Annotated in this window: 34 protein-coding genes and 1 riboswitch; all 34 genes read left to right on the forward strand. The window is 41.2% G+C overall.

What is annotated here, in order from left to right; translation table 11 throughout:
• The first annotated feature begins 10 nt into the window (after positions 1 to 10).
• The 34 genes from rpsQ (at position 11) to tenA (ending at position 21875) form a co-directional block, all read left to right on the forward strand.
• Positions 11 to 274: a 30S ribosomal protein S17 gene (gene rpsQ / locus CSV70_RS03180; RefSeq protein ID WP_029053269.1), complete on the forward strand. Its 264-nt coding sequence runs from the start codon at positions 11 to 13 to the stop codon at positions 272 to 274.
• 38 nt (positions 275 to 312) lie between these two features.
• Positions 313 to 681 (forward strand): 50S ribosomal protein L14, encoded by a 369-nt coding sequence (gene rplN / locus CSV70_RS03185; RefSeq protein WP_081243203.1) that lies wholly within the window; start codon positions 313 to 315, stop codon positions 679 to 681.
• A gap of 35 nt (positions 682 to 716) precedes the next feature.
• Complete coding sequence (gene rplX / locus CSV70_RS03190; RefSeq protein WP_029053267.1) at positions 717 to 1028, forward strand: 50S ribosomal protein L24; 312 nt, start codon at positions 717 to 719, stop codon at positions 1026 to 1028.
• 26 nt (positions 1029 to 1054) lie between these two features.
• Positions 1055 to 1594, forward strand: a complete 540-nt coding sequence (gene rplE / locus CSV70_RS03195; RefSeq protein ID WP_085132008.1) for a 50S ribosomal protein L5 — start codon at positions 1055 to 1057, stop codon at positions 1592 to 1594.
• A gap of 20 nt (positions 1595 to 1614) precedes the next feature.
• On the forward strand, positions 1615 to 1800 hold the full coding sequence (locus CSV70_RS03200) for a type Z 30S ribosomal protein S14 (protein WP_008298870.1): 186 nt from the start codon (positions 1615 to 1617) through the stop codon (positions 1798 to 1800).
• 30 nt (positions 1801 to 1830) lie between these two features.
• On the forward strand, positions 1831 to 2229 hold the full coding sequence (rpsH, locus tag CSV70_RS03205) for a 30S ribosomal protein S8 (RefSeq protein WP_029053265.1): 399 nt from the start codon (positions 1831 to 1833) through the stop codon (positions 2227 to 2229).
• 30 nt (positions 2230 to 2259) lie between these two features.
• Positions 2260 to 2799, forward strand: coding sequence for a 50S ribosomal protein L6 (gene rplF, locus CSV70_RS03210; RefSeq protein WP_085132007.1), 540 nt, complete (start codon positions 2260 to 2262; stop codon positions 2797 to 2799).
• A gap of 33 nt (positions 2800 to 2832) precedes the next feature.
• Complete coding sequence (gene rplR, locus CSV70_RS03215) at positions 2833 to 3195, forward strand: 50S ribosomal protein L18 (protein ID WP_085132006.1); 363 nt, start codon at positions 2833 to 2835, stop codon at positions 3193 to 3195.
• Between the two features lie 22 nt (positions 3196 to 3217).
• The gene (rpsE, locus tag CSV70_RS03220) at positions 3218 to 3718 is read left to right on the forward strand and encodes a 30S ribosomal protein S5 (protein WP_083034251.1); all 501 of its coding nucleotides are present in this window, start codon (positions 3218 to 3220) and stop codon (positions 3716 to 3718) included.
• 13 nt (positions 3719 to 3731) lie between these two features.
• A complete protein-coding gene (rpmD, locus tag CSV70_RS03225; RefSeq protein ID WP_029053261.1) occupies positions 3732 to 3914 on the forward strand; it encodes a 50S ribosomal protein L30 in 183 nt (60 codons plus the stop codon).
• 32 nt (positions 3915 to 3946) lie between these two features.
• Positions 3947 to 4387, forward strand: coding sequence for a 50S ribosomal protein L15 (gene rplO / locus CSV70_RS03230; RefSeq protein WP_083034249.1), 441 nt, complete (start codon positions 3947 to 3949; stop codon positions 4385 to 4387).
• Positions 4387 to 5679, forward strand: a complete 1293-nt coding sequence (gene secY / locus CSV70_RS03235) for a preprotein translocase subunit SecY (protein WP_085132005.1) — start codon at positions 4387 to 4389, stop codon at positions 5677 to 5679. Before rplO ends, secY begins: the two co-directional genes overlap by 1 nt.
• A gap of 46 nt (positions 5680 to 5725) precedes the next feature.
• A complete protein-coding gene (locus CSV70_RS03240) occupies positions 5726 to 6379 on the forward strand; it encodes an adenylate kinase (protein ID WP_085132004.1) in 654 nt (217 codons plus the stop codon).
• Positions 6380 to 6724: 345 nt separating this feature from the next.
• Positions 6725 to 6943, forward strand: coding sequence for a translation initiation factor IF-1 (gene infA, locus CSV70_RS03245; protein ID WP_029053257.1), 219 nt, complete (start codon positions 6725 to 6727; stop codon positions 6941 to 6943).
• A 39-nt stretch (positions 6944 to 6982) separates the two neighbouring features.
• Entirely contained in the window at positions 6983 to 7096 is a 114-nt protein-coding gene (rpmJ, locus tag CSV70_RS03250; RefSeq protein ID WP_076758849.1) for a 50S ribosomal protein L36, read from the forward strand.
• 24 nt (positions 7097 to 7120) lie between these two features.
• Complete coding sequence (gene rpsM / locus CSV70_RS03255) at positions 7121 to 7486, forward strand: 30S ribosomal protein S13 (protein ID WP_099679254.1); 366 nt, start codon at positions 7121 to 7123, stop codon at positions 7484 to 7486.
• A gap of 25 nt (positions 7487 to 7511) precedes the next feature.
• Positions 7512 to 7901 carry a 30S ribosomal protein S11 gene (rpsK, locus tag CSV70_RS03260; RefSeq protein ID WP_009499031.1) on the forward strand — a complete coding sequence of 130 codons (390 nt, stop codon included), beginning with the start codon at positions 7512 to 7514 and terminating at the stop codon, positions 7899 to 7901.
• A 123-nt stretch (positions 7902 to 8024) separates the two neighbouring features.
• On the forward strand, positions 8025 to 8969 hold the full coding sequence (locus CSV70_RS03265; RefSeq protein ID WP_029053255.1) for a DNA-directed RNA polymerase subunit alpha: 945 nt from the start codon (positions 8025 to 8027) through the stop codon (positions 8967 to 8969).
• A 30-nt stretch (positions 8970 to 8999) separates the two neighbouring features.
• Complete coding sequence (rplQ, locus tag CSV70_RS03270) at positions 9000 to 9380, forward strand: 50S ribosomal protein L17 (protein WP_085132002.1); 381 nt, start codon at positions 9000 to 9002, stop codon at positions 9378 to 9380.
• Between the two features lie 276 nt (positions 9381 to 9656).
• Positions 9657 to 10514, forward strand: coding sequence for an energy-coupling factor ABC transporter ATP-binding protein (locus tag CSV70_RS03275; RefSeq protein WP_099629215.1), 858 nt, complete (start codon positions 9657 to 9659; stop codon positions 10512 to 10514).
• On the forward strand, positions 10490 to 11365 hold the full coding sequence (locus tag CSV70_RS03280) for an energy-coupling factor ABC transporter ATP-binding protein (RefSeq protein WP_085132000.1): 876 nt from the start codon (positions 10490 to 10492) through the stop codon (positions 11363 to 11365). Before CSV70_RS03275 ends, CSV70_RS03280 begins: the two co-directional genes overlap by 25 nt.
• A complete protein-coding gene (locus tag CSV70_RS03285) occupies positions 11359 to 12156 on the forward strand; it encodes an energy-coupling factor transporter transmembrane component T family protein (RefSeq protein WP_099629216.1) in 798 nt (265 codons plus the stop codon). The genes CSV70_RS03280 and CSV70_RS03285 overlap by 7 nt, the downstream gene beginning before the upstream one ends.
• A 5-nt stretch (positions 12157 to 12161) precedes the next feature.
• Positions 12162 to 12899, forward strand: a complete 738-nt coding sequence (truA, locus tag CSV70_RS03290) for a tRNA pseudouridine(38-40) synthase TruA (RefSeq protein WP_099629219.1) — start codon at positions 12162 to 12164, stop codon at positions 12897 to 12899.
• 174 nt (positions 12900 to 13073) lie between these two features.
• Positions 13074 to 13511: a 50S ribosomal protein L13 gene (rplM, locus tag CSV70_RS03295; RefSeq protein ID WP_085131998.1), complete on the forward strand. Its 438-nt coding sequence runs from the start codon at positions 13074 to 13076 to the stop codon at positions 13509 to 13511.
• Positions 13512 to 13530: 19 nt separating this feature from the next.
• The gene (gene rpsI, locus CSV70_RS03300) at positions 13531 to 13923 is read left to right on the forward strand and encodes a 30S ribosomal protein S9 (RefSeq protein ID WP_085131997.1); all 393 of its coding nucleotides are present in this window, start codon (positions 13531 to 13533) and stop codon (positions 13921 to 13923) included.
• Between the two features lie 806 nt (positions 13924 to 14729).
• Positions 14730 to 15032 carry an urease subunit gamma gene (locus tag CSV70_RS03305; RefSeq protein ID WP_085131996.1) on the forward strand — a complete coding sequence of 101 codons (303 nt, stop codon included), beginning with the start codon at positions 14730 to 14732 and terminating at the stop codon, positions 15030 to 15032.
• A gap of 30 nt (positions 15033 to 15062) precedes the next feature.
• Positions 15063 to 15386: an urease subunit beta gene (locus CSV70_RS03310; RefSeq protein WP_085131995.1), complete on the forward strand. Its 324-nt coding sequence runs from the start codon at positions 15063 to 15065 to the stop codon at positions 15384 to 15386.
• Positions 15383 to 17101 (forward strand): urease subunit alpha, encoded by a 1719-nt coding sequence (gene ureC / locus CSV70_RS03315; protein WP_085131994.1) that lies wholly within the window; start codon positions 15383 to 15385, stop codon positions 17099 to 17101. The genes CSV70_RS03310 and ureC overlap by 4 nt, the downstream gene beginning before the upstream one ends.
• Positions 17102 to 17111: 10 nt before the next feature.
• Positions 17112 to 17567, forward strand: coding sequence for an urease accessory protein UreE (gene ureE, locus CSV70_RS03320; protein ID WP_085131993.1), 456 nt, complete (start codon positions 17112 to 17114; stop codon positions 17565 to 17567).
• Entirely contained in the window at positions 17560 to 18246 is a 687-nt protein-coding gene (locus CSV70_RS03325; RefSeq protein ID WP_085131992.1) for an urease accessory protein UreF, read from the forward strand. The genes ureE and CSV70_RS03325 overlap by 8 nt, the downstream gene beginning before the upstream one ends.
• A 37-nt stretch (positions 18247 to 18283) precedes the next feature.
• Complete coding sequence (ureG, locus tag CSV70_RS03330) at positions 18284 to 18904, forward strand: urease accessory protein UreG (protein ID WP_085131991.1); 621 nt, start codon at positions 18284 to 18286, stop codon at positions 18902 to 18904.
• Entirely contained in the window at positions 18897 to 19721 is an 825-nt protein-coding gene (locus CSV70_RS03335) for an urease accessory protein UreD (RefSeq protein ID WP_099629217.1), read from the forward strand. Before ureG ends, CSV70_RS03335 begins: the two co-directional genes overlap by 8 nt.
• A 660-nt stretch (positions 19722 to 20381) precedes the next feature.
• Positions 20382 to 20819, forward strand: a complete 438-nt coding sequence (locus CSV70_RS03345; RefSeq protein WP_232319233.1) for a YheE family protein — start codon at positions 20382 to 20384, stop codon at positions 20817 to 20819.
• Between the two features lie 166 nt (positions 20820 to 20985).
• A riboswitch (TPP riboswitch) is annotated at positions 20986 to 21088 on the forward strand.
• Between the two features lie 91 nt (positions 21089 to 21179).
• On the forward strand, positions 21180 to 21875 hold the full coding sequence (gene tenA / locus CSV70_RS03350) for a thiaminase II (RefSeq protein ID WP_099629218.1): 696 nt from the start codon (positions 21180 to 21182) through the stop codon (positions 21873 to 21875).
• Positions 21876 to 22079: the final 204 nt, after the last annotated feature.

Consider the following 22079-nt stretch of genomic DNA (forward strand, 5'->3'; position numbering starts at 1 on the left):
GGTTGCAGCCATGACTGAGCGTAATCAGCGCAAAGTATACACAGGCCGTGTGGTTTCCGATAAAATGGATAAAACCGTTACGGTAATGGTAGAAACATACAAAAAACATTCTTTATACGGTAAGCGTGTAAAGTATTCTAAGAAACTTAAAGTTCATGATGAGCTAAACGAAGCGAAAATCGGCGATGTTGTTCGTATTATGGAAACACGTCCATTATCAGCAACTAAGCGTTTCCGTCTTCTAGAAGTCGTTGAAAAAGCGATCATCATCTAATAGGTTTTTAACTCAGATTTCGGAAGGAGGTAACCTCGATGATTCAACAGGAAAGTAGAATGAAAGTTGCTGACAACTCTGGTGCACGCGAAGTACTAACAATTAAAGTACTAGGCGGATCAGGTCGTAAAGTAGCTAACATCGGTGACGTAGTTGTTGTTACGGTTAAGAAGGCAACACCAGGTGGCGTTGTTAAGAAGGGTGACGTTGTTAAAGCGGTCATCGTTCGTACGAAAAGTGGAGTTCGTCGTAAAGACGGTTCATACATTACATTCGATGAGAATGCTTGCGTTATTATCCGTGATGATAAAGGGCCACGTGGAACACGTATTTTCGGACCAGTTGCTCGCGAACTACGCGACAATAACTTCATGAAAATCATTTCACTTGCTCCAGAAGTTCTTTAATTCTAATGACAGAGCCAGTCAAGGAGGTGCGATAAATGCACGTTAAAAAAGGCGACAAAGTAATGGTGATCTCTGGGAAAGATAAAGGCAAAACAGGTGTGATCCTAACTGCTTACCCGAAAAAAGACCGTGTGCTTGTTGAAGGTATTAATATCGTCAAGAAACACACAAAGCCGAACCAAGAAAACCCACAGGGCGGAATTGTAAGCCAAGAGTCTACAATCCACGTCTCAAACGTGATGGTAATCGATCCTAAAACAGGCGAGCCGACTCGTGTAGGTTACAAAATGGAAGACGGTAAAAAAGTACGTATTGCAAAAAAATCCGGTGAATCATTGGATAAGTAAGTATTGCATGAAAGGAGGTCCGACTGATGAGTCGTTTGAAAGAGAAGTTTTCTAAAGAAATCACACCTGCTCTAATGAGCAAGTTTGAATATACATCTGTTATGCAAGTTCCTAAAGTAGATAAAATCGTTATCAACATGGGTGTTGGTGATGCTGTCCAAAATACAAAAGCACTTGATGCAGCTGTTGAGGATCTTGCAACTATTTCAGGTCAAAAACCAGTCATTACGAAAGCGAAAAAATCTATCGCAGGATTCCGTTTACGTGAAGGAATGCCGATCGGAGCTAAAGTAACGCTTCGCGGTGAGCGCATGTATGAGTTCCTCGATAAATTAGTTACAATCTCATTACCACGTGTACGTGACTTCCGTGGCGTTTCTAAAAAAGCGTTTGACGGTCGCGGTAACTATACTCTTGGTGTGAAAGAGCAACTTATTTTCCCTGAAATTGACTTCGATAAAGTATCAAAAGTACGAGGGATGGATATCGTCATCGTGACGACAGCTAACACTGATGAAGAAGCACGTGAGTTGCTTGCACAGTGTGGCATGCCATTCCAAAAGTAAAATAATAGGGAGGCGAAAACGTGGCTAAGAAATCTATGATCGCTAAACAGAAACGTACGCCAAAGTACAAAGTACAAGAATATACACGCTGCGAACGTTGTGGCCGTCCACATTCAGTATATCGCAAATTTAAACTTTGCCGTATTTGTTTCCGCGAACTTGCATACAAGGGACAACTTCCTGGCGTCAAAAAAGCCAGCTGGTAAACCCCTAATTAGGGAAGGAGGTTAATTCAAATGACAATGAGTGATCCGATTGCAGATATGCTTACACGCATCCGTAATGCGAACATGGTTCGCCACGAGAAGCTTGAGGTACCTGCTTCAAACGTAAAGAAAGAAATCGCTGAGATCTTAAAACGAGAAGGTTTCGTTCGCGATGTGGAATACGTGGAAGATAACAAACAAGGCATCATCCGCATTTTCCTAAAATACGGTCAAGATAACGAACGCGTTATCAATGGCTTGAAACGTATTTCTAAACCAGGACTTCGTGTATATGCTAAATCAAATGAAGTTCCTAAAGTACTTAACGGCTTAGGTGTTGCACTAGTTTCTACATCAAACGGTGTATTAACAGACAAAGAAGCCCGCGCTAAACAAGTCGGCGGAGAAGTCGTCGCTTACGTTTGGTAATTAGCTACAATTGAATGGAGGTGCAATAGAATGTCCCGTATTGGTAATCGTCAGATCGAAGTCCCTGAAAACGTTACTGTAACAATTTCAGAGGGAAACTTCGCTACTGTTAAAGGTCCGAAAGGTGAACTTTCGAGACAATTAGATAAAGAAATTACGATCACTCACGAAGGTAATGTAATTACATTTACTCGTCCTTCTGAATCAAAAGCTCACCGTTCAATTCACGGTACTACACGCTCTGTACTTAACAACATGGTAGTGGGAGTATCTACAGGATTTGAACGCACACTTGAATTGGTTGGGGTTGGATATCGTGCTTCTATGCAAGGGAAAAAACTTGTATTGAACGTAGGTTACTCACATCCAGTTGAATTCACACCAGAAGAAGGTGTAGAAGTTGAAGTTCCAGCGAACACGAAAATAATCGTTCGCGGATACAACAAAGAACACGTAGGTGCTCTTGCTTCTAACATCCGTCAAGTACGTCCACCAGAGCCATATAAAGGTAAAGGTATTCGTTATGAAGGCGAAATTGTTCGTCGTAAAGAAGGTAAAACAGGTAAATAATACCGCCCGAGGTATTTGGAAGGAGTGACTCCGATGATCACGAAACAAGATAAAAACGCTGTCCGTAAAAAGCGTCACGCACGTGTGCGTACGAAAATCAGCGGAACTGCAGAGCGTCCACGTCTAAACGTTTACCGTTCAAACAAACACATCTATGCACAATTGATTGATGATTTGAATGGTGTAACAATCGTTAGCGCTTCTACAAGAGATAACGATGTTGAGACTGGCTCTACTGGCAACACTGAATCTGCAGCTAAAGTCGGCGAGCTTATTGCAAAGAAAGCTGTTGAAAAAGACGTTAAAACGGTTGTTTTCGACCGCGGCGGATATCTTTTCCACGGCCGTGTAAAAGCATTAGCCGATGCTGCACGCGAAAATGGACTGGAATTTTAATTAAGAGGGAGGGACATATTTCATGCGTCGTAATGATCAGAACAAAAGTGAGTTCGAAGAACGCGTAGTAACGATCAACCGCGTTGCGAAAGTTGTAAAAGGTGGACGTCGTTTCCGCTTCACTGCACTTGTCGTAGTCGGTGATAAAAACGGTCGTGTCGGTTTTGGTACTGGTAAAGCACAAGAAGTTCCAGATGCAATCCGTAAAGCAATTGAAGATGCGAAGAAAAACTTGATTGTAGTGCCAATGGTCAAAGGTACAACTCCACATGAAGTAATCGGACGCTTTGGTGCAGGACAAATCCTCATCAAACCAGCTGCTCCGGGTACTGGTGTTATCGCAGGTGGACCTGTCCGTGCGGTACTTGAACTTGCAGGCATCACGGATATTCTTTCTAAATCTCTTGGATCAAGCACACCGATCAATATGGTACGTGCAACAATCGAAGGGTTGCAGAATTTGAAGCGCGCAGAAGACATTGCCAAATTGCGTGGTAAATCCGTAGAAGAACTGTTAGGTTAAGGGGGGAAATACAATGACGAACAAACTTGAAGTCACCCTTACGAAAAGTGTTATTGGTTCAAAACCGACACAACGTAAAACAATTGAAGCACTAGGTCTTCGAAAGTTAAATCAAACAGTTGAGCATCAAAGCAACGATGCCATCCGTGGTATGATCACAAAAGTTAGCCACTTGGTAACCGTTAAAGAAATTTAAGTACTATTTTACAATAAGGAGGTGCCGATAAGATGAAATTACATGAGCTAAAACCAGCTGAAGGATCTCGTAGAAACCGCAAACGTGTTGGTCGTGGGATTGGATCTGGAACAGGTAAGACTTCTGGTAGAGGTCATGACGGCCAAAACGCTCGTTCAGGCGGCGGTGTACGTCTTGGTTTCGAAGGTGGACAAATTCCTCTTTTCCAACGACTTCCTAAGCGCGGGTTCACGAACATCAATCGTAAAGATTATGCCATCGTTAACCTCGATACATTAAATCGTTTCGAAGAAGGCACGGAAGTAACACCGGAATTGCTAATTGAGACTGGTGTTGTAAGCAACGCTAAATCTGGTATCAAGATTCTGGGTAACGGAACACTTGATAAGAAGATCACAGTACGTGCTAACAAATTCTCCGCTTCTGCAAAAGAAGCAATTGAAAAAGCAGGCGGGCAAACAGAGGTGGTATAATGTTTCAGACAATCTCTAATTTCATGCGTGTGAAGGAGATCCGGTCTAAAATAATTTTCACCCTCCTAGTGCTCATCGTTTTCAGACTAGGGACATTTGTTCCGGTTCCAAACGTTGATGCAACTGCTTTGCAACAATCAGATAATCAGTTTATCGGATTCTTGAACACATTCGGTGGAGGAGCATTATCCAACTTCTCGATCTTTGCAATGGGGATAATGCCGTATATCACGGCATCCATCATTGTACAACTCTTGCAGATGGATGTTGTTCCAAAGTTTACTGAGTGGTCAAAACAAGGGGACGTCGGAAGACGAAAGCTTGCACAATTCACAAGATATTTCACGATTGTTCTTGCCTTTATTCAAGCACTTGCCATGTCATTTGGTTTCAACCAAACGTTTGGTGGTACACTGATTCAAGACAACAGCATATCCACTTATATCACAATTGCAATTGTATTGACTGCCGGTACAGCTTTCCTACTATGGCTTGGTGAACAAATTACTGCAAAAGGTGTTGGGAATGGTATTTCCATCATTATCTTTGCAGGGATTGTCGCCGGCATTCCGAATGCTGTTAACCAGTTGTATGTAACGCAAATTCAAGACGCTGGAGATGCACTATTTATTAGAATTGCAACGATGGTCTTGTTATTGATCGTAATCGTAGCCATTGTAGTCGGAGTTATTTACTTCCAAGAAGCATTGCGGAAAATTCCGATTCAATATGCGAAGCGTGTCTCAGGACGTAATCAATCTGTTGCAAGTCAACAAACACATTTACCTTTGAAATTGAATGCTGCAGGAGTTATCCCGGTAATCTTTGCGGTGGCATTCTTCATCACGCCACAACAAATCGCTCCATTTTTCGGTGAGAACAGTGTAACTAAAACTATTATTCGGATCTTCGATTATACGAATCCGATCGGTATGATTTTATATGTAACACTTATTGTCGCGTTTACGTATTTCTATGCATTCATTCAAGTGAATCCAGAAAATATGGCAGACAATCTGAAAAAGCAAGGGGCATATATCCCGGGAATTCGCCCAGGAGCAAACACTCAAAAGTACTTAACAAGTACTCTGTATAGGCTGACGTTCGTCGGCTCGATTTTTCTTGCCGTCGTAGCAGTTATGCCAATTTTCTTCATTAACTTGGCGAATTTGCCTGAATCCGCTCAAATCGGCGGAACGAGCTTGCTCATCGTAGTAGGGGTTGCCCTCGAATCAATGAAGCAATTAGAATCACAATTAGTGAAGAGACATTACAGAGGCTTTATGAAATAAAAAGCAATAGCCTGACCTATTGTAAACAAACGGAGGGCAAGGACGTATGAACATCGTATTAATGGGTCTGCCTGGTGCTGGTAAAGGTACACAAGCAGACAAAATTGTCGAGAAGTACGGAATCCCTCATATTTCTACAGGCGATATGTTCCGTGCTGCCATCAAAGATGGCACGGAACTTGGAGTTAAAGCGAAATCGTTCATGGATCAAGGAGCATTAGTTCCTGATGAAGTTACCATTGGTATCGTGCGTGAGCGTTTAAGCAAAACGGATTGTGACAATGGATTTCTTCTTGATGGTTTTCCTAGAACAGTACCTCAAGCTGAAGCACTAGATGCTTTACTTAAGGATTTAGGAAAAAGCATTGAGTACGTATTGGACATCGAAGTCGATACGCAAGAATTAGTTGCACGATTATCTGGGCGTCGTATTTGTAAAGTGTGTGGCACATCGTATCACTTGATCTTCAATCCTCCAGAGGTAGAAGATGTGTGTGATAAAGATGGTGGCGAACTTTACCAGCGTGCAGATGATAATCCGGATACTGTCATGAATCGTCTGGAAGTAAATATGAATCAGACAGCTCCTTTACTCGACTTTTATGGCGAAAAAGGTGTACTGACTAAAATTAATGGCCAACAGGACATTAATCTTGTATTCAAGGACTTGGATGCAATTTTGCAACAGCATAAAAAGTAATCAATCCTTTTCGGGCGCATCTTCATCATTGTTCGGAAAGTAATGGATGAAAACGAACTGCAAAAGCTTTAAGTTCCTGTTATAAGATAAATGAGAGTTTATCATTAATTCCTTGGTAGTTCTGACATGCATTCTATTGCCAATGGCAGTATAATATATAATTGGCACTGCAACGAGGGCAATAAAGGATCTCATTCGCAATTTATGCGAAACAGCGAAATGTGGCAGACGTCTTTCGAACATCACTCATGCTAACTGGACATATGTTGAAGGAAGCCTTTTGAAGGCAACTGATGCCGCTCGATGGTGAAAGCCTTTATTGGATATAGAAGGGAGACAGGATTGATGGCGAAGGACGACGTAATTGAGGTAGAAGGAACTGTTCTTGAAACGTTGCCGAATGCGATGTTTAAAGTGGAGTTAGAAAACGGACATACTGTGCTTGCACACGTGTCAGGTAAAATTCGTATGCACTTTATTCGTATTCTGCCAGGCGACAAGGTGACATTGGAACTTTCACCTTACGATTTAACACGTGGTCGTATCACATACCGTTTCAAATAAACTTTTGCACTCCCGAAATATTGAAGGAGGTTGGGTAGGATGAAAGTAAGACCATCTGTAAAACCGATCTGCGAAAAATGTAAAGTTATTCGTAGACGCGGCCGGGTAATGGTAATCTGTGAAAATCCAAAGCATAAACAAAGACAAGGCTAAAACACAAGGAGGTGCACAACTTATATGGCACGTATTGCTGGTGTAAACGTTCCGCGCGATAAGCGCGTTGTCATTTCATTGACATATATATTCGGTATTGGTAAAACAACTGCACAATCAATTTTAACTGCAGCTGATATTTCTCAAGAGACTCGCGTTCGTGATTTAACTGACGCTGAACTTGATAAGATTCATGAACAAATTGACGGCTTGAAAGTAGAAGGAGATCTTCGTCGTGAAACTTCTCTAAACATCAAGCGTTTGATGGAAATCGGTAGTAACCGTGGAATCCGTCACCGTCGTGGATTGCCTGTTCGTGGACAAAACACGAAAAACAATGCACGTACGCGTAAGGGTCCTAAACGCACAATGGCTAACAAGAAAAAATAATAGGTAAAGGAGGGTTCTTTCCAACATGGCACGTAAACAACAAACTCGTAAACGTCGTGTAAAAAAGAATATTGAGACTGGTATTGCACATATCCGTTCAACGTTCAATAACACTATCGTAACTATCACGGATAGCCACGGTAATGCACTTTCATGGTCTAGCGCTGGTGCACTTGGCTTTAGAGGTTCCCGTAAATCTACTCCGTTTGCTGCACAAATGGCTGCTGAAACTGCAGCGAAAACAGCAATGGAACATGGTTTGAAATCATTGGAAGTAACAGTTAAAGGCCCAGGTGCTGGTCGTGAAGCGGCTATCCGTTCACTACAAGCTGCAGGTCTTGAAGTTACTGCAATCAGAGACGTAACTCCAGTTCCACACAATGGTTGTCGCCCGCCAAAACGTCGTCGCGTATAATCGGTTTGAATCTATTGGATTAAGAAAGACAATTTTTGTTAATACTGTTGAAATAGACTATCTATTATCAGTGAATTCAATAAGGTTAAACCAATATAGAGACGTTTTGAGGAGGGTAAATAAATGATCGAGATTGAAAAACCAAAGATTGAAACAGTAACGATCGGTGAAGATTCACAGTTCGGTAAGTTTATTATCGAACCTTTAGAGCGTGGATATGGAAATACCTTAGGGAATTCCTTGCGCCGCATTCTCTTGTCTTCATTACCAGGAGCTGCTGTGACATCTATTCAAATCGATGGTGTACTTCATGAATTCGCTACAATTGAAGGTGTCGTCGAAGACGTATCTACAGTTATTTTGAATGTGAAGAAACTAGCACTCAAAATTTACTCAGATGATGAGAAAGTTATTGAGATCGATGTGAAAGGTGAAGGCGTCGTGACGGCTGCAGACATCACACATGATAGTGATGTTGAAGTATTAAATCCAGATCTCCCGATTGCTACTCTCGGTAAAAATGGACATTTACGTATGCGTATGTATGCTGTACGTGGACGCGGATATGTTCCTTCCGATCAAAACAAACGTGAGGATCTAGCGATTGGTGTGATTCCAATTGACTCGATTTACACTCCTGTATCACGCGTTAATTTCCAAGTTGAAAACACTCGCGTCGGACAAAGTACCAACTTTGATAAGTTGACACTCGATGTATGGACAGATGGAAGCATAGGTCCTAAAGAGGCAGTATCGCTTGGAGCTAAGATTCTTACAGAGCATTTGAATATATTCGTTGGTATGACTGACGAAGCACAAACTGCAGAAATCATGGTAGAAAAAGAAGAAGACCAAAAAGAAAAGGTTCTGGAAATGACGATTGAAGAACTTGATCTTTCTGTTCGATCTTATAACTGCTTGAAGCGTGCAGGCATCAATACGGTTTTAGAACTTGCTAACAAGTCTGAAGACGAAATGATGAAAGTGCGAAACTTAGGCCGTAAATCGCTTGAAGAAGTGAAGGCTAAATTGGATGAGCTAAACCTTGAGTTACGCTCTGAAGAGTAACTGACATATATTGAAGGAGGGTAACTTCAAATGGGATACAGAAAACTTGGACGCACAAGTTCACAACGTAAAGCAATGCTTCGCGACTTAACGACAGATCTTATTATTCACGAGCGCATCCAGACAACTGAAACACGTGCGAAAGAATTACGTAAAGTAGTTGAAAAGATGATCACTCTTGGAAAACGTGGAGATCTTCATGCACGTCGTCAAGCGGCTGAATATATTCGTCGTGAAAAGGTGACTGTTGAAAACGCAGAAGGCGAAGAAGCAACAGTGTTTGCACTTCAAAAACTTTTTGATACAGTAGCACCACGTTATGCAGATCGCCAAGGCGGTTATACACGTATAATGAAAATGGGACCTCGCCGTGGCGATGGCGCACCAGTAGTTATTATCGAACTGGTGTAATTCCAACACTTCGAGGGTGTGTCTGTCACGCACAGCACACCCTTTTATTACAAGTACGAGATTTATACGACATAAAAGCTGAGTGTTATGATCCGCGAGTAATCGACTGGTCTAGCTCTACGTACCTCATCTGAGATGTCGGCATGAGCACCCGGCATTTTCGTTTTCAAAGGCGCATTCCTTAGATGAGGTACGCGCTTTTTTTTTATACATAAGAATAATGGAGTACATAAGAATTATAGTGATTCATAACAACATTTAAGAGGAGGAATCCAGATGAAGGAAATAGCGTCGATGCACCACGTTGACTTTTCTTACGAGATTGAAGAAGAGGAATCTTCGCTTATGTCAACTAAAGCATTACATGATATATCTTTCACTTTGTATGAAGGAGAATGGCTGGCAGTTGTAGGACATAACGGTTCTGGTAAGTCGACGTTGGCCAAGCTATTGATTGGCTTGATGTTTCCTTCGTCAGGTGAAGTACATCTCTTTTCTGAACGACTATCAGAAGATAATCTTTGGGAGACACGTTCTCGTATGGGCATTGTCTTTCAGAACCCTGATAACCAGTTTGTCGGTTCAACGGTGCAGGATGATGTAGCATTTGCACTTGAAAACAATGGCGTACCACACGACATGATGGTAAAACGTGTTCATGAGGCTCTGGAGCAGGTGAAGATGACCGAATACATCAATCATGAGCCGCATCATCTCTCAGGTGGGCAGAAGCAGCGTGTGGCGATTGCAGGTGCATTAGCTTTGCATCCTGAACTGCTTATTCTAGATGAAGCCACTTCCATGTTGGATCCCCAAGGACGTGAAGAAGTAATCGAGATCGTCAAGAAATTACGGTCTGAAATCGGACTGACTGTGTTATCCATTACGCATGACTTGGAAGAAGTGTTATTGGCAGATCGTATATTGGTTATGAATGAAGGACAAGTCTTGATGGTAGGTACACCGCAGGAAATCTTTCAACAAGGTACTGAACTTGAAAAGGTTGGACTCGATCTGCCGTTTGCTTTACGTGTTTCTGAGTTATTAAAAATAGCTGGCGTAGAGTTGGAAAGCAATCATATGACAGAAGAAGAGTTGGTGAATGAATTGTGGACATTTCACTTCAGCAAGTAGGCTACTTATACGCTAAAGATTCACCGTTTGAGAAACGTGCCTTGCAGGACGTGACAGCTACAATCCCTTCAGGTTCTTATACGTCAATCATTGGTCATACAGGATCAGGGAAATCGACATTATTGCTTCATTTGAATGGTTTGCTAAAGCCGTCTGAGGGTATTGTCAAAATAGGTGACACGATGATTACTGCACAGACTAAAGGTAAGCAGATGAAAGAAGTTCGACACCAAGTAGGGATTGTGTTTCAGTTTCCTGAACATCAGTTATTTGAAGAGACAGTTGAAAAAGATATTATGTTCGGTCCTATCAATTTTGGTGTGCCGAAAGAGGTAGCAAGGTCTCGCGCACATGAACTAGTAAAGCTTTTAGGTCTGCCTGAAGATGTGTTGCAAAAGTCTCCTTTTGAGCTATCAGGAGGTCAAATGCGGCGTGTTGCCATTGCAGGTGTCCTTGCGTTCAAACCGTCTGTCTTAGTCCTTGACGAGCCGACAGCAGGGCTAGACCCTAAAGGTCGTAAAGAAATTATGGAGTTGTTCCATCATTTGCATAAGACAGAGAGTTTAACGACTATCCTCGTTACACATAGTATGGAAGACGCCGCACGCTACAGTGATCGGATTCTGGTGATGCATGAGGGGACAGCCGTGATGGAAGGGACGCCTGAAGATATATATAGTCTGGAAGAGGAACTCCATTCATTTCGACTCAGCGTCCCGCGTTCTGTGCGTTTTCAACGTGAAGTAGAAAGGATGAGTGGACAGCGTTTTGATCGTATTGCACTTACGGAAGAAGTATTGGCGCAAGAACTAGCAAAAGCCATTGCAAGAAAAGGGGAGCGGCCATGTTAGAAAAAATGATTATTGGCCGTTTTATTCCCGGTACATCTATTGTGCATCGTATGGATCCGCGTTCCAAATTACTCTTTGTCTTTCTGTTTGTAGTAGCAGTGTTCTTGGCTAATAACGTAGTGTCTTATGCCATTTTGCTTGGTTTCACGGCGTTTGTCATTGCACTTGCTAGAATCAGACCATATTTTCTAATCAACGGGTTGAAACCGGTCATCTTTTTAATCATTTTTACTCTTTTATTACATATTTTCTTCACACGCGAAGGACCCATTATATTTGAATGGAAGTTTATTAAAATTTATGAAGAAGGATTGCGAATGGGTATATTCATATCCATCCGATTTTTGGTCCTTGTTTTGATTACGACAGTATTGACGTTAACCACTTCACCGATCTCAATTACGGATGGATTGGAAACACTACTCAATCCGTTTAAAAAGCTGAAATTGCCCGTACATGAATTAGCGTTGATGATGTCCATTTCTCTACGTTTCATTCCAACTCTTATGGACGAAACAGATAAAATATTAAAGGCACAACTAGCAAGAGGATCTGATTTAAGTACCGGTTCCATCAAAGAACGGGTACAGGCAGTCATTCCTTTGCTTGTACCGCTATTTGTTAGTGCATTTAAGCGTGCAGAAGATTTGGCAATTGCAATGGAAGTGCGTGGTTACCGTGGTGGGGAAGGTCGCACAAGGTTCCGTCAGCTGTCTTGGCATATGAGGGATACTGCTGTCCTAATCGCTTTTGTGCTATTAGTAGGTGTATTGCTATGGGTAAGGAAGTGAATAAATTGAAACGAATGAAAGCGACTGTTTCGTATGACGGTACGAACTTTGCTGGCTATCAATCTCAGCCAGGCATGCGGACAGTTCAAGCAGAGATCGATAAGGCACTTGTTAAATTGCATAAAGATTCTACATCACACGCAGTAGCAAGCGGACGAACCGATGCTGGTGTTCATGCGTTAGGTCAGGTTATCCATTTTGACACACCTCTTGATTTAGGTGATCGATGGCTGATGGCATTAAATGTGCTTCTACCTAAAGACGTACGCATAACTGCGATTGAACAGGTGTCTGAAGAATTCCATGCGCGTTACGGTGCAAAAGGTAAAACGTATCGATATAAATGGTCCTATGGAGAATTACAAAGTCCATTCGAACGTAATTTTGCTGTCCATTTAGGTAGATGGAATCCAGATGTAGAACGAATGAATGCAGGTGCTGCCTATTTAATCGGCACACATGATTTCACAAGTTTCTGTTCGGCGAAGACTGCTACTGCGAATAAAGTCCGTACGATCCGAAAACTAACACTTGAACGTCATCAAGATGAACTGATTCTTGAAGTGGAAGGTGATGGATTTCTTTACAATATGGTCCGGACGATTGCGGGTGCTTTGCTGGCGGTCGGTATTGGTTGGGACGAGCCAGAAGATATCCAGAAAATTCTCGAGGCGAGAGATCGTCAAAGAGCAGGGAAGACAGCGGCAGCACACGGTTTGTACTTACTAGAAGTTACTTATTGAACTCATGGCAACTAATCCTGGTGTATTCATAAAAACGCTTGACTTTATTGACAATAAAGGGTAACATGATAAATGGTATTTCAATAACCCCACAAACAAGCCCCGGAAGTTTATTTGTGTTTAGGGATAGAGAAAACAAGGGAACAGATTTGATATTTTAGGAGGAAATACAATATGCGCACAACATTCATGGCTAAAGGTCACGAAGTCGAACGTAAATGGCTAGTTGTCGACGCTGAAGGACAAACGCTTGGTCGTCTTGCTTCAGAAGTTGCAACTCTTTTACGCGGTAAACATAAACCGACGTTTACACCACATGTTGATACAGGTGATCACGTCATCATCATCAACGCTGAAAAAATCCATTTGACAGGTAATAAATTGAAAGATAAATTATACCACCGTCACTCTGGTTACACAGGTAGCCTTAAGTCACGTACTGCTCTTGAGATGCGTACTAACTACCCTGTAAAAATGCTTGAACTTGCGATTAAAGGAATGCTTCCAAACGGTCCTCTAGGTCGTCAAACAATTAAGAAATTACATGTATACGCTGGTCCAGAGCATCAGCATATCGCACAAAAACCAGAAGCTTTCGAGCTTCGCGGTTAATTAAGAGGAGGAAACCCACTTGGCACAAGTACAATATATCGGCACTGGCCGTCGTAAAAGTTCAGTAGCTCGTGTACGTCTAATTCCTGGCGAAGGCAAAATTGTCGTCAATAATCGTGACGTAGAGGACTACGTACCATTCGAAACACTTCGTGAAATCATTAAACAACCACTAGTTACAACGGAAACACTTGGAAGCTATGATATCCACGTTAACGTTAACGGTGGAGGTTACACAGGTCAAGCAGGCGCAATCCGTCACGGCGTTGCTCGTGCATTGCTTACTGTAGATCCTGATTTCCGTGCAGCACTTAAATCAGCAGGATTCCTAACACGTGACCCACGTATGAAGGAACGTAAGAAACCAGGTCTTCGCGGCGCTCGTCGTGCACCTCAGTTCTCAAAACGTTAATTTGTTTTTTCAAAAGCTCTTCTCATTATTTTATGAGAAGGGCTTTTTTACGTCTAGTATGCTGTATTTGGGGATGAAAATTTACTACTAGTTGTGCAGTAAACACTGCAAGCTCTATGGGTATCGGTTTGCTAATTTATCATACTTCGCATCACTTATCATATGTGAATTTCTTTATACCAAATGACTATATGACGAGATGTGATTTAAGCATTTTAACTGCAATAAAATCTGTTTTAGTTGTACTTTTGTAAGTAGATAACTTGTCAGCTCCTTTCGTAAGCGGGAACACTTGAATCTTCACCGAGAAACTGTACAATAAATTAGTAGCAGTAACTCCAAATTACTTTCTAAAACTTTGTGATAAGGAAAGTAGACCACCCTTCATATCCAGTTGTTCAAGATATTTGAGAGACTCACATATCACCCCCTGATGTAATGAGTCATTAACGATTCAACTGCGACTAGACCATTTAATAAACATCTCGTTACCTATTTATATGATTCGAAATTAGAGCTAACTAGAAAGAAACCATTTCTTCAAATAACAATAATCATTTGTCAGAAAAGTGTTATACAGGTGACGTTTATGCTAACTTGCATTTGGGTAAACTGTGACAAGTTGTATTTTTCTATTCATACTCGTTTTAGTCCAATTGAACTGTATGAATGAATAAAAATGTGTGGAACGATTGAAAGTGTAAAGTAGGCTGACATAAGTTTTTACACTTTATAGAATATTCAACAGTTTTAACTTATTTGGAGATAAAAGTTTACTGCAATATATTATTTTAGGAGGTTGAACAATGCGATTACTACCGCGCGAAATTGATAAATTAATGATTGTTGTTGCTGCAGACGTTGCCAGAAGACGAAGGGAACGAGGGCTTAAATTGAATCATCCAGAAGCAATGGCTCTTATTACATATGAAGTGATGGAAGGTGCCAGAGATGGTAAAACAGTAGCAGAACTTATGGCTTATGGTGCGACAATTTTATCCCGTGAAGATGTAATGGATGGTATTCCAGAAATGATCGATGATATTCAAGTTGAGGCAACATTCCCGGATGGGACGAAGTTGGTCACAGTGCATAATCCGATAAGATAGATTGTTTATAAAAAGAAAGGGGAGACAACGATGATACCAGGCGAATATATTTTAAAAGATGAACCGATCATCTGTAATGAAGGCGCAGAAAGTATACATGTACAAGTTATTAATCATGGTGACAGACCCATCCAAGTCGGTTCTCATTACCATTTCTATGAAGTAAATCTTGCCCTGAATTTTGATCGGGAAGTGACGTACGGTAAACGCCTCAATATACCGGCAGGTGCTGCTGTTCGTTTTGAACCGGGTGATGAAAAAGAAGTGCAGCTAATTGACTATGCTGGAGAAAGAGAAGTTTACGGATTTCATAATAAAGTAGACGGACCATTGGAAGGCGGGAATACGAAATGAGTTTTAAAATGGATAGAGAGCAATATGCTCAAATGTTCGGGCCGACAACTGGAGACTCTGTTCGACTAGCAGATACAAATTTATTCATCCAAATTGAAAAAGATTTTACTAAATACGGAGAAGAAGTTGTGTTTGGTGGTGGGAAAGTCATTCGTGATGGAATGGGGCAACATCCATTCATTACGCGCGAAGAAGATGAACGAGTCCCTGATACAGTCATTACGAATGTTATCGTTCTTGACTATACGGGGATATATAAAGCTGACCTAGCAATTCGTGACGGTAAAATTTCAGGTATTGGTAAAGCAGGTAATCCGCTTGTTCAAGACAAAGTAGATATTATTATTGGAGCTTCCACTGAAATTATTTCGGGAGAAGGTAAGATTATTACGGCTGGTGCAATTGATACGCACGTACATTTCATTAATCCTGCGCAAGTAGATGTTGCACTTACGGCTGGGACAACCACATTAATCGGCGGTGGAGCTGGACCAGGAGATGGTTCTAGAGCTACGACTGCCACACCGGGTGCTTGGCATCTTCATTCAATGCTTAAGGCTTTAGATGGACAACCAATCAATATTGGTTTAACAGGTAAAGGGCATGCGGCTGCGGGAGCTCCCTTAGCGGAACAAATAATTGCTGGAGCGATTGGTTTGAAAGTCCATGAAGATTGGGGGGCGACACCATCCGTTCTTGATCATGCATTACGAATTGCTGATGAATATGATGTACAAGTCGCACTTCACGCGGATACATTAAATGAATCGGGATTTTTTGAAGATACGATTAAAGCGATTGATGGTCGTGGTATCCATATGTACCATACGGAAGGTGCAGGAGGCGGACATGCTCCCGATTTAATTAAATCTGCAGGTATGATGAATGTGTTGCCGGCTTCTACCAATCCGACATTGCCGTATACGATTAATACGATTGACGAGCATTTGGATATGGTCATGGTTGCCCATAACTTAAATCCATCCGTGCCAGAAGATATCGCATTTGCGGATTCACGCATCCGTAACGAAACGATTGCTGCGGAAGATGTTTTACAAGACTTGGGTGTCTTTAGTATGACAAGCTCCGATTCTCAGGCGATGGGCCGTATCGGTGAAGTTGCACTTCGTACATGGCAAGTAGCTCATAAAATGAAAAAGCAACTTGGGGTCATGGAAGGTGACAGTGAGTATTCGGATAATAATCGGGTAAAACGCTATGTCGCTAAATATACGATCAATCCTGCTATTGCTCATGGCGTATCGGAGTATATCGGTTCAATTGAAATTGGGAAAATAGCGGACCTTGTCTTGTGGGATCCGAAGTTCTTTGGAGTCAAACCGGAGATGATCTTGAAAAGTGGAATGGCGGTCTTTAGCTTAATGGGCGATGCGAATGCAACGATTCCTACACCGCAACCAATGATTTATCGCCCGATGTATGCCACGCTCGGGAAAGCACTGTCGCAAAGTTCCATTACATTTGTTTCGCAGATCGCATATGATCAAGGAATCAAAGAGAAGCTTGGACTTGAAAAAGTGGTACTCCCTGTCCGTAATATACGGAGTCTTACAAAAAAAGATATGAAGTTAAATACAGCTACGCCACATATTGAAGTAGATCCACAAACGTATGAAGTAAAAATCGATGGAAAGCATATAACATGCGACCCAGTTGACGAAGTGCCAATGGGGCAACGCTATTTCCTATTCTGAGGTGAAGAAAATGATTATAGAAGAAGTCTTAATGAACGTCAGGGATTTAGATCCAAGTGAGTATGAAAGTCGTCATAAAGAGAAAGTGTACTTAGAAAGTGCACATTTAATGAAGAGAATTCAACGCGTAGAAACCGATCATGGACGTGAAATTGGTATTCGATTAAATAGCCCGCGTGATTTGGAAGCGGGAGACATTCTGTTTATGGATGATAAGAATATTATTTTGGTTGATGTCCTTTCTGATGATTTAATTATTATTAGCCCGCGGACGATGCTTGAAATGGGAACGATTGCTCATCAACTTGGAAATCGTCATTTACCTGCGCAATTTGAGGATGAAGATATGCTCGTGCAATATGATTATTTAGTTGAAGATTTGCTGCGAGAAATGGATATTCCATTCAAGAGAGAAGAGCGAAAAGTTGCAAAGGCTTTCCGTCATATTGGGCATAGCCATGACTAACCATGCATTATCCTTGTTACAGCTATGCGATTCTAGTTTTCCCATAGGCTCTTTTAGTCAATCATTCGGGCTAGAAACTTATATCCAGAACGACAAGGTTATCGATGCTAATACATTTTCTGAGTGGTTAAATGTCTATGTGCATGAACAGCTTGCATATGCAGACGGCTTAGCTGTTAGACTCGCTTATGATGCATTGGATATGAATGAACTTGATAAGATTTGGGAACTGGATCGCATATTGACTGTGCAGAATCTTGCCCGCGAATCCCGCGATGGGACACAGCGTATGGGCGATAGGATGTTAGATATTGCAGAATCCATTTACAAAATACCGGTATTATCTACCTACACGCAGAAAATTCGTGATAAACAAGCTTTTGGCCATCCCGCTATTGTTTTTACGATGATTGGACATCACTTACAAGTAGAAAAGAATACAACGATTTTATATTATTTATACTCGACGGTTGTTAGTCTCGTGCAAAACGCTGTACGGGCTATCCCGCTTGGACAAACTGCAGGACAGAAAATTATTTATACTTTTCAACAACAACTTCAGCAAACAACAGACAAAATAATGAAGTTAGATCAAGAAGAGTTTGGTATTGTATCACCAGGACTCGAGCTTTCACAAATGCAACACGAACGTGTTGGAATACGTATTTTTAGTTCATAATGAACAGAATGAAATTGATGATAAGGATGTGCTTAGAATGGGACCAATTAAAATAGGTGTCGGTGGACCAGTTGGTGCAGGAAAAACAATGCTTGTCGAAAAACTCACACGCGCTTTAGATGGCGAAGTGAGTATGGCAGTCATTACTAATGATATATATACGAAAGAAGATGCTAAATTTTTAGTAGCGAACGGTATTCTTCCTGAAGACCGTATTGTAGGTGTGGAAACTGGAGGCTGCCCACATACGGCGATTCGTGAAGATGCCTCGATGAACTTCGCAGCAATTAATGAACTGAAGGAAAAGCATCCCGACGTCGAGTTGATTTTTGTAGAGAGTGGCGGCGATAACCTAGCAGCTACGTTTAGTCCGGAACTCGTAGACTTTTCCATTTATATAATTGACGTGGCGCAAGGTGAAAAAATCCCACGTAAAGGTGGACAAGGAATGATTAAATCTGATTTGTTTATTATTAACAAAACAGATTTGGCACCATATGTCGGGGCAAGACTTGAGGTAATGGAATCTGACACGAAAATATTTAGAGGGAATAAACCGTTCTTTTTTACTAATTTAAAAGATGATCAGGGACTAGATGAAGTAGTAGAGTGGGTCAGGAAGCATGCGTTGTTAAAAGGACTAGGACAAGATGTCTGAATGGACAGGTGTTCTTGACCTCGTCATGGAAAATCGGCTAGGCCGCTCCGTGGCGAAAAGTGTCTACTTTCAAGGCGCATTTAAAGTAATGCGTCCCGTCTATTTCAATAAGAATAGTTATCCATGCTATTACTTATTGAATCCTGGCGGTGGTTATTTAGATGGTGATCGGTATCAAATGAAAGTCACACTGGGTGAACAGGCAATGCTAACGTTGACGACTCAGTCAGCGACGAAAGTATATAAAACGCCGACCAAGCAAGTATACCAAGAGACCGTCTTTCATCTGAAAAAAGACAGTTATTTAGAGTACTTACCGGATGCACTGATTGCATACGAAGATGCCAGTTGTTATCAGAAAAATAGTGTGTATATGGAAAAGGGAGCAACTTTTCTGTATTCTGATATATTGACTCCAGGTTGGTCACCGGAAGGAAGAAAATTCAGCTACGACATGCTCCGTTTGAAAACGGAGATTTATATGGAAGGTCAACTTGTTGTCTTTGATCATATTAAACTTCATCCAGCATCCCAAGACATGAATGAGTTAGGATTTATGGAAGGATATACACATTTAGGTTCGTTAATTGTCGTTGGAGAAAAAACGAGTGATGCGCTATTGGATCGATTATATGAAACGATTCAACAAGAGACTGGAGAATTTGCATTTGGATTATCCAAGCTTGCTGTTCCGGGCTTCACCATTCGCATATTGGCAAACTATACACAAGTTATAGAACGGATTATTTCAGTCTGCCACCACGTGATTAGCGATGAATGGAATCAACCGAAACCAAGTTTTTTAAGGAAGTACTAAAGACAGCCCGACAATTCAAAAGAGTTGTCGGGCTTTTTCTAAGAATTTTGTTAGTACTATACAAATTACTATGTATGAATAGTATTGAAGAAGATTTTATAATTCAATATGATTTGAAGTTCGCAGATTGGAGTGTGTTCGAACAACTAAGGTACCAGACAAGCGAAATAGGTAGAGTGTCATTTCCGATGATTGAAACACAGAAATTAGGGTATTATTATACATACGAGCTGCGGCATTTTATGGGCTTTGGCCTCTCCGTCAAACTAAGCAAATTATAGGAGTTTTTGGGTGTATTGGCTCCAACACTCGAGTGGATTAACAGAGGCTACAATAAATCGTTATACAAATGTATATTTGGCATTCTTTGCAAGGAACAAAGGAGTAATTGAGTAGACGACATGTAAGATGACTGTGATCACCAATTTTTTAACCGTATTTCCGAATTCCATAAAATATGTCAGAACATGAATTGATTTGACAACAAACTATTGCTGAGATATATTTGAATTTAAATTTCAGTATGATAAGGAATTTATAAGTAGCAAAAATGATGGGAAATTAAACTATGAGCTAGGTTGCTTGAATTAGTATTGTTGATGAAGTAAGATGAGCTATTTAATAAAAAAAGAATGGATACTATTTTTGGAGGTGTTTCCTGTGGTAGATGACTTTGAAGTGGAAAAAGTTTTTGAAGACAGGCAGTACGAGCGAATTCAGTTTAAGCTCATCATAGAAGGTCGCAATTACAAAGCAGACTATCATGATGGTAAAATCCAATGGCTTAATCCACACCCTAAGCAAGACGTTGGTGAAGAAGAAGTAAATGCCATAGAGGATAAAGTTTTGGAACTGTTATCCGAGCAAGGGATTAGAAATGAAGCGGATGATATTGAGATCGAACGTTCGATTAGCAATAATCAAACTCGGCCACTTCAGTTATTTAAATTGAAGATTCAAGGCGAAGAATTTAAAGGCACATTTATTAATGGCGAAGTTGAGTGGTTTCATCCTAAACCACGACGTAAACTAAAAGAAGAGCGCGTGAAAAAAATAGAAGAAGATGTTCAGAAGAAGCTAAACGAACATTTAGAATAACGAATGGACACTACATGAAATCTGCCGAAATAGATGTAGTCGATTGGAAAAGATCTATTTAAGATCTGTTGCCAATGGAAGTGTTGTATGTAGTGCAACAAGTACTCTCAATTCGTTTGACCTTTCCGACAAGATATGACTACAATGGATACACAAATGAAATAGTTGTTACCGCTAGGGGTGCTCTGTTGAGCTGAGAGAAGCATATTGCTTTAACCCTTTAACTTGATCCGGTTCATACCGGCGTAAGGAAGTGGTGCAGATGTTACGTAGCTTAGTTAAGTGCTTTGTGACGTCTCTCCGCCACTTCTGGTCAAGAAGTGGTTTTTTCATTTATTAAGAAAAAAGGGGAGAGTATACATGAAGTTCACTGAGCGTTTATTAGAGAAAACATTACCGATTTGGAGACAGAATCATAGTCATCCGTTTGTCCAAGAAATTGGAAATGGGACGTTGGATCCGGATAATTTTCGATTTTATATGGTGCAAGACTATTTATACTTAATTGATTATGCGAAAGTGTTTGCTGTAGGCACTATGAAAGCGACCGATGTAGAGATGATGGGGAAATTCGCTGCGTTGCTTAACGGCACATTAAACACAGAAATGGAGCTTCATCGTAAATATGCGGCGCGCTTTGGCATTACCGAAGAAGAGCTCGAGAATGCCAAGCCGTCTCCAATTGTCCTAGCGTATACGCACTATATGCTACATGTTAGTCAAAACGGTTCTTTAGCAGAAGTAGTCGCTGCATTATTGCCTTGTGCGTGGAGTTACTGGGAGATAGGCAAAGAGCTTGTTGCGTTACCAGGAGCGTTGGATCATCCATTGTATGGTGACTGGATTCGCATGTATTCATCGGAGGACTTTGGTGAGTTGGCTACTTGGTGCTTAGAATTAATGGATGAAACTGCAGAAGGTAAACCTGAATCGGAACTAGCGAGGCTAGAGGAGATTTTCCTTAATACGACTCGTTATGAGTATATGTTCTGGGACATGGCGTATACGAAACAGATGTGGCCTGGTGTGCAGGAAGAACAGATGATTACAAAGTAATACACAATAAACGTCCGACTAACATAGGAGGCCGCTGAAAAAGTTCATGAAATGAAGAAAAGCAACTGTGCGGACGGAAACCCGTTCGTACAGTTGCTTTTTAATTCTTTCTATTCAGTATCTATAGTATAATTGGTAAAACTATCCAAGGCAGTGTGCTTATGATTTCCAAAAGAAAAACACCGAATGGAAGCCCGTATATGG

The sequence above is a fragment of the Sporosarcina sp. P25 genome (genome assembly GCF_002743235.1).
Lineage (GTDB): Bacteria > Bacillota > Bacilli > Bacillales_A > Planococcaceae > Sporosarcina > Sporosarcina ureae_B.

What these genes read in the sequence shown, in the direction of transcription:
- rpsQ (WP_029053269.1), top strand. Translation starts at nt 11, where the DNA reads ATGACTGAGCGTAATCAGCGCAAAGTATACACAGGCCGTGTGGTTTCC.
- rplN (WP_081243203.1), top strand. Translation starts at nt 313, where the DNA reads ATGATTCAACAGGAAAGTAGAATGAAAGTTGCTGACAACTCTGGTGCA.
- rplX (WP_029053267.1), top strand. Translation starts at nt 717, where the DNA reads ATGCACGTTAAAAAAGGCGACAAAGTAATGGTGATCTCTGGGAAAGAT.
- rplE (WP_085132008.1), top strand. Translation starts at nt 1,055, where the DNA reads ATGAGTCGTTTGAAAGAGAAGTTTTCTAAAGAAATCACACCTGCTCTA.
- rpsH (WP_029053265.1), top strand. Translation starts at nt 1,831, where the DNA reads ATGACAATGAGTGATCCGATTGCAGATATGCTTACACGCATCCGTAAT.
- rplF (WP_085132007.1), top strand. Translation starts at nt 2,260, where the DNA reads ATGTCCCGTATTGGTAATCGTCAGATCGAAGTCCCTGAAAACGTTACT.
- rplR (WP_085132006.1), top strand. Translation starts at nt 2,833, where the DNA reads ATGATCACGAAACAAGATAAAAACGCTGTCCGTAAAAAGCGTCACGCA.
- rpsE (WP_083034251.1), top strand. Translation starts at nt 3,218, where the DNA reads ATGCGTCGTAATGATCAGAACAAAAGTGAGTTCGAAGAACGCGTAGTA.
- rpmD (WP_029053261.1), top strand. Translation starts at nt 3,732, where the DNA reads ATGACGAACAAACTTGAAGTCACCCTTACGAAAAGTGTTATTGGTTCA.
- rplO (WP_083034249.1), top strand. Translation starts at nt 3,947, where the DNA reads ATGAAATTACATGAGCTAAAACCAGCTGAAGGATCTCGTAGAAACCGC.
- secY (WP_085132005.1), top strand. Translation starts at nt 4,387, where the DNA reads ATGTTTCAGACAATCTCTAATTTCATGCGTGTGAAGGAGATCCGGTCT.
- CSV70_RS03240 (WP_085132004.1), top strand. Translation starts at nt 5,726, where the DNA reads ATGAACATCGTATTAATGGGTCTGCCTGGTGCTGGTAAAGGTACACAA.
- infA (WP_029053257.1), top strand. Translation starts at nt 6,725, where the DNA reads ATGGCGAAGGACGACGTAATTGAGGTAGAAGGAACTGTTCTTGAAACG.
- rpmJ (WP_076758849.1), top strand. Translation starts at nt 6,983, where the DNA reads ATGAAAGTAAGACCATCTGTAAAACCGATCTGCGAAAAATGTAAAGTT.
- rpsM (WP_099679254.1), top strand. Translation starts at nt 7,121, where the DNA reads ATGGCACGTATTGCTGGTGTAAACGTTCCGCGCGATAAGCGCGTTGTC.
- rpsK (WP_009499031.1), top strand. Translation starts at nt 7,512, where the DNA reads ATGGCACGTAAACAACAAACTCGTAAACGTCGTGTAAAAAAGAATATT.
- CSV70_RS03265 (WP_029053255.1), top strand. Translation starts at nt 8,025, where the DNA reads ATGATCGAGATTGAAAAACCAAAGATTGAAACAGTAACGATCGGTGAA.
- rplQ (WP_085132002.1), top strand. Translation starts at nt 9,000, where the DNA reads ATGGGATACAGAAAACTTGGACGCACAAGTTCACAACGTAAAGCAATG.
- CSV70_RS03275 (WP_099629215.1), top strand. Translation starts at nt 9,657, where the DNA reads ATGAAGGAAATAGCGTCGATGCACCACGTTGACTTTTCTTACGAGATT.
- CSV70_RS03285 (WP_099629216.1), top strand. Translation starts at nt 11,359, where the DNA reads ATGTTAGAAAAAATGATTATTGGCCGTTTTATTCCCGGTACATCTATT.
- rplM (WP_085131998.1), top strand. Translation starts at nt 13,074, where the DNA reads ATGCGCACAACATTCATGGCTAAAGGTCACGAAGTCGAACGTAAATGG.
- CSV70_RS03305 (WP_085131996.1), top strand. Translation starts at nt 14,730, where the DNA reads ATGCGATTACTACCGCGCGAAATTGATAAATTAATGATTGTTGTTGCT.
- CSV70_RS03310 (WP_085131995.1), top strand. Translation starts at nt 15,063, where the DNA reads ATGATACCAGGCGAATATATTTTAAAAGATGAACCGATCATCTGTAAT.
- ureC (WP_085131994.1), top strand. Translation starts at nt 15,383, where the DNA reads ATGAGTTTTAAAATGGATAGAGAGCAATATGCTCAAATGTTCGGGCCG.
- ureE (WP_085131993.1), top strand. Translation starts at nt 17,112, where the DNA reads ATGATTATAGAAGAAGTCTTAATGAACGTCAGGGATTTAGATCCAAGT.
- CSV70_RS03325 (WP_085131992.1), top strand. Translation starts at nt 17,560, where the DNA reads ATGACTAACCATGCATTATCCTTGTTACAGCTATGCGATTCTAGTTTT.
- ureG (WP_085131991.1), top strand. Translation starts at nt 18,284, where the DNA reads ATGGGACCAATTAAAATAGGTGTCGGTGGACCAGTTGGTGCAGGAAAA.
- CSV70_RS03335 (WP_099629217.1), top strand. Translation starts at nt 18,897, where the DNA reads ATGTCTGAATGGACAGGTGTTCTTGACCTCGTCATGGAAAATCGGCTA.
- tenA (WP_099629218.1), top strand. Translation starts at nt 21,180, where the DNA reads ATGAAGTTCACTGAGCGTTTATTAGAGAAAACATTACCGATTTGGAGA.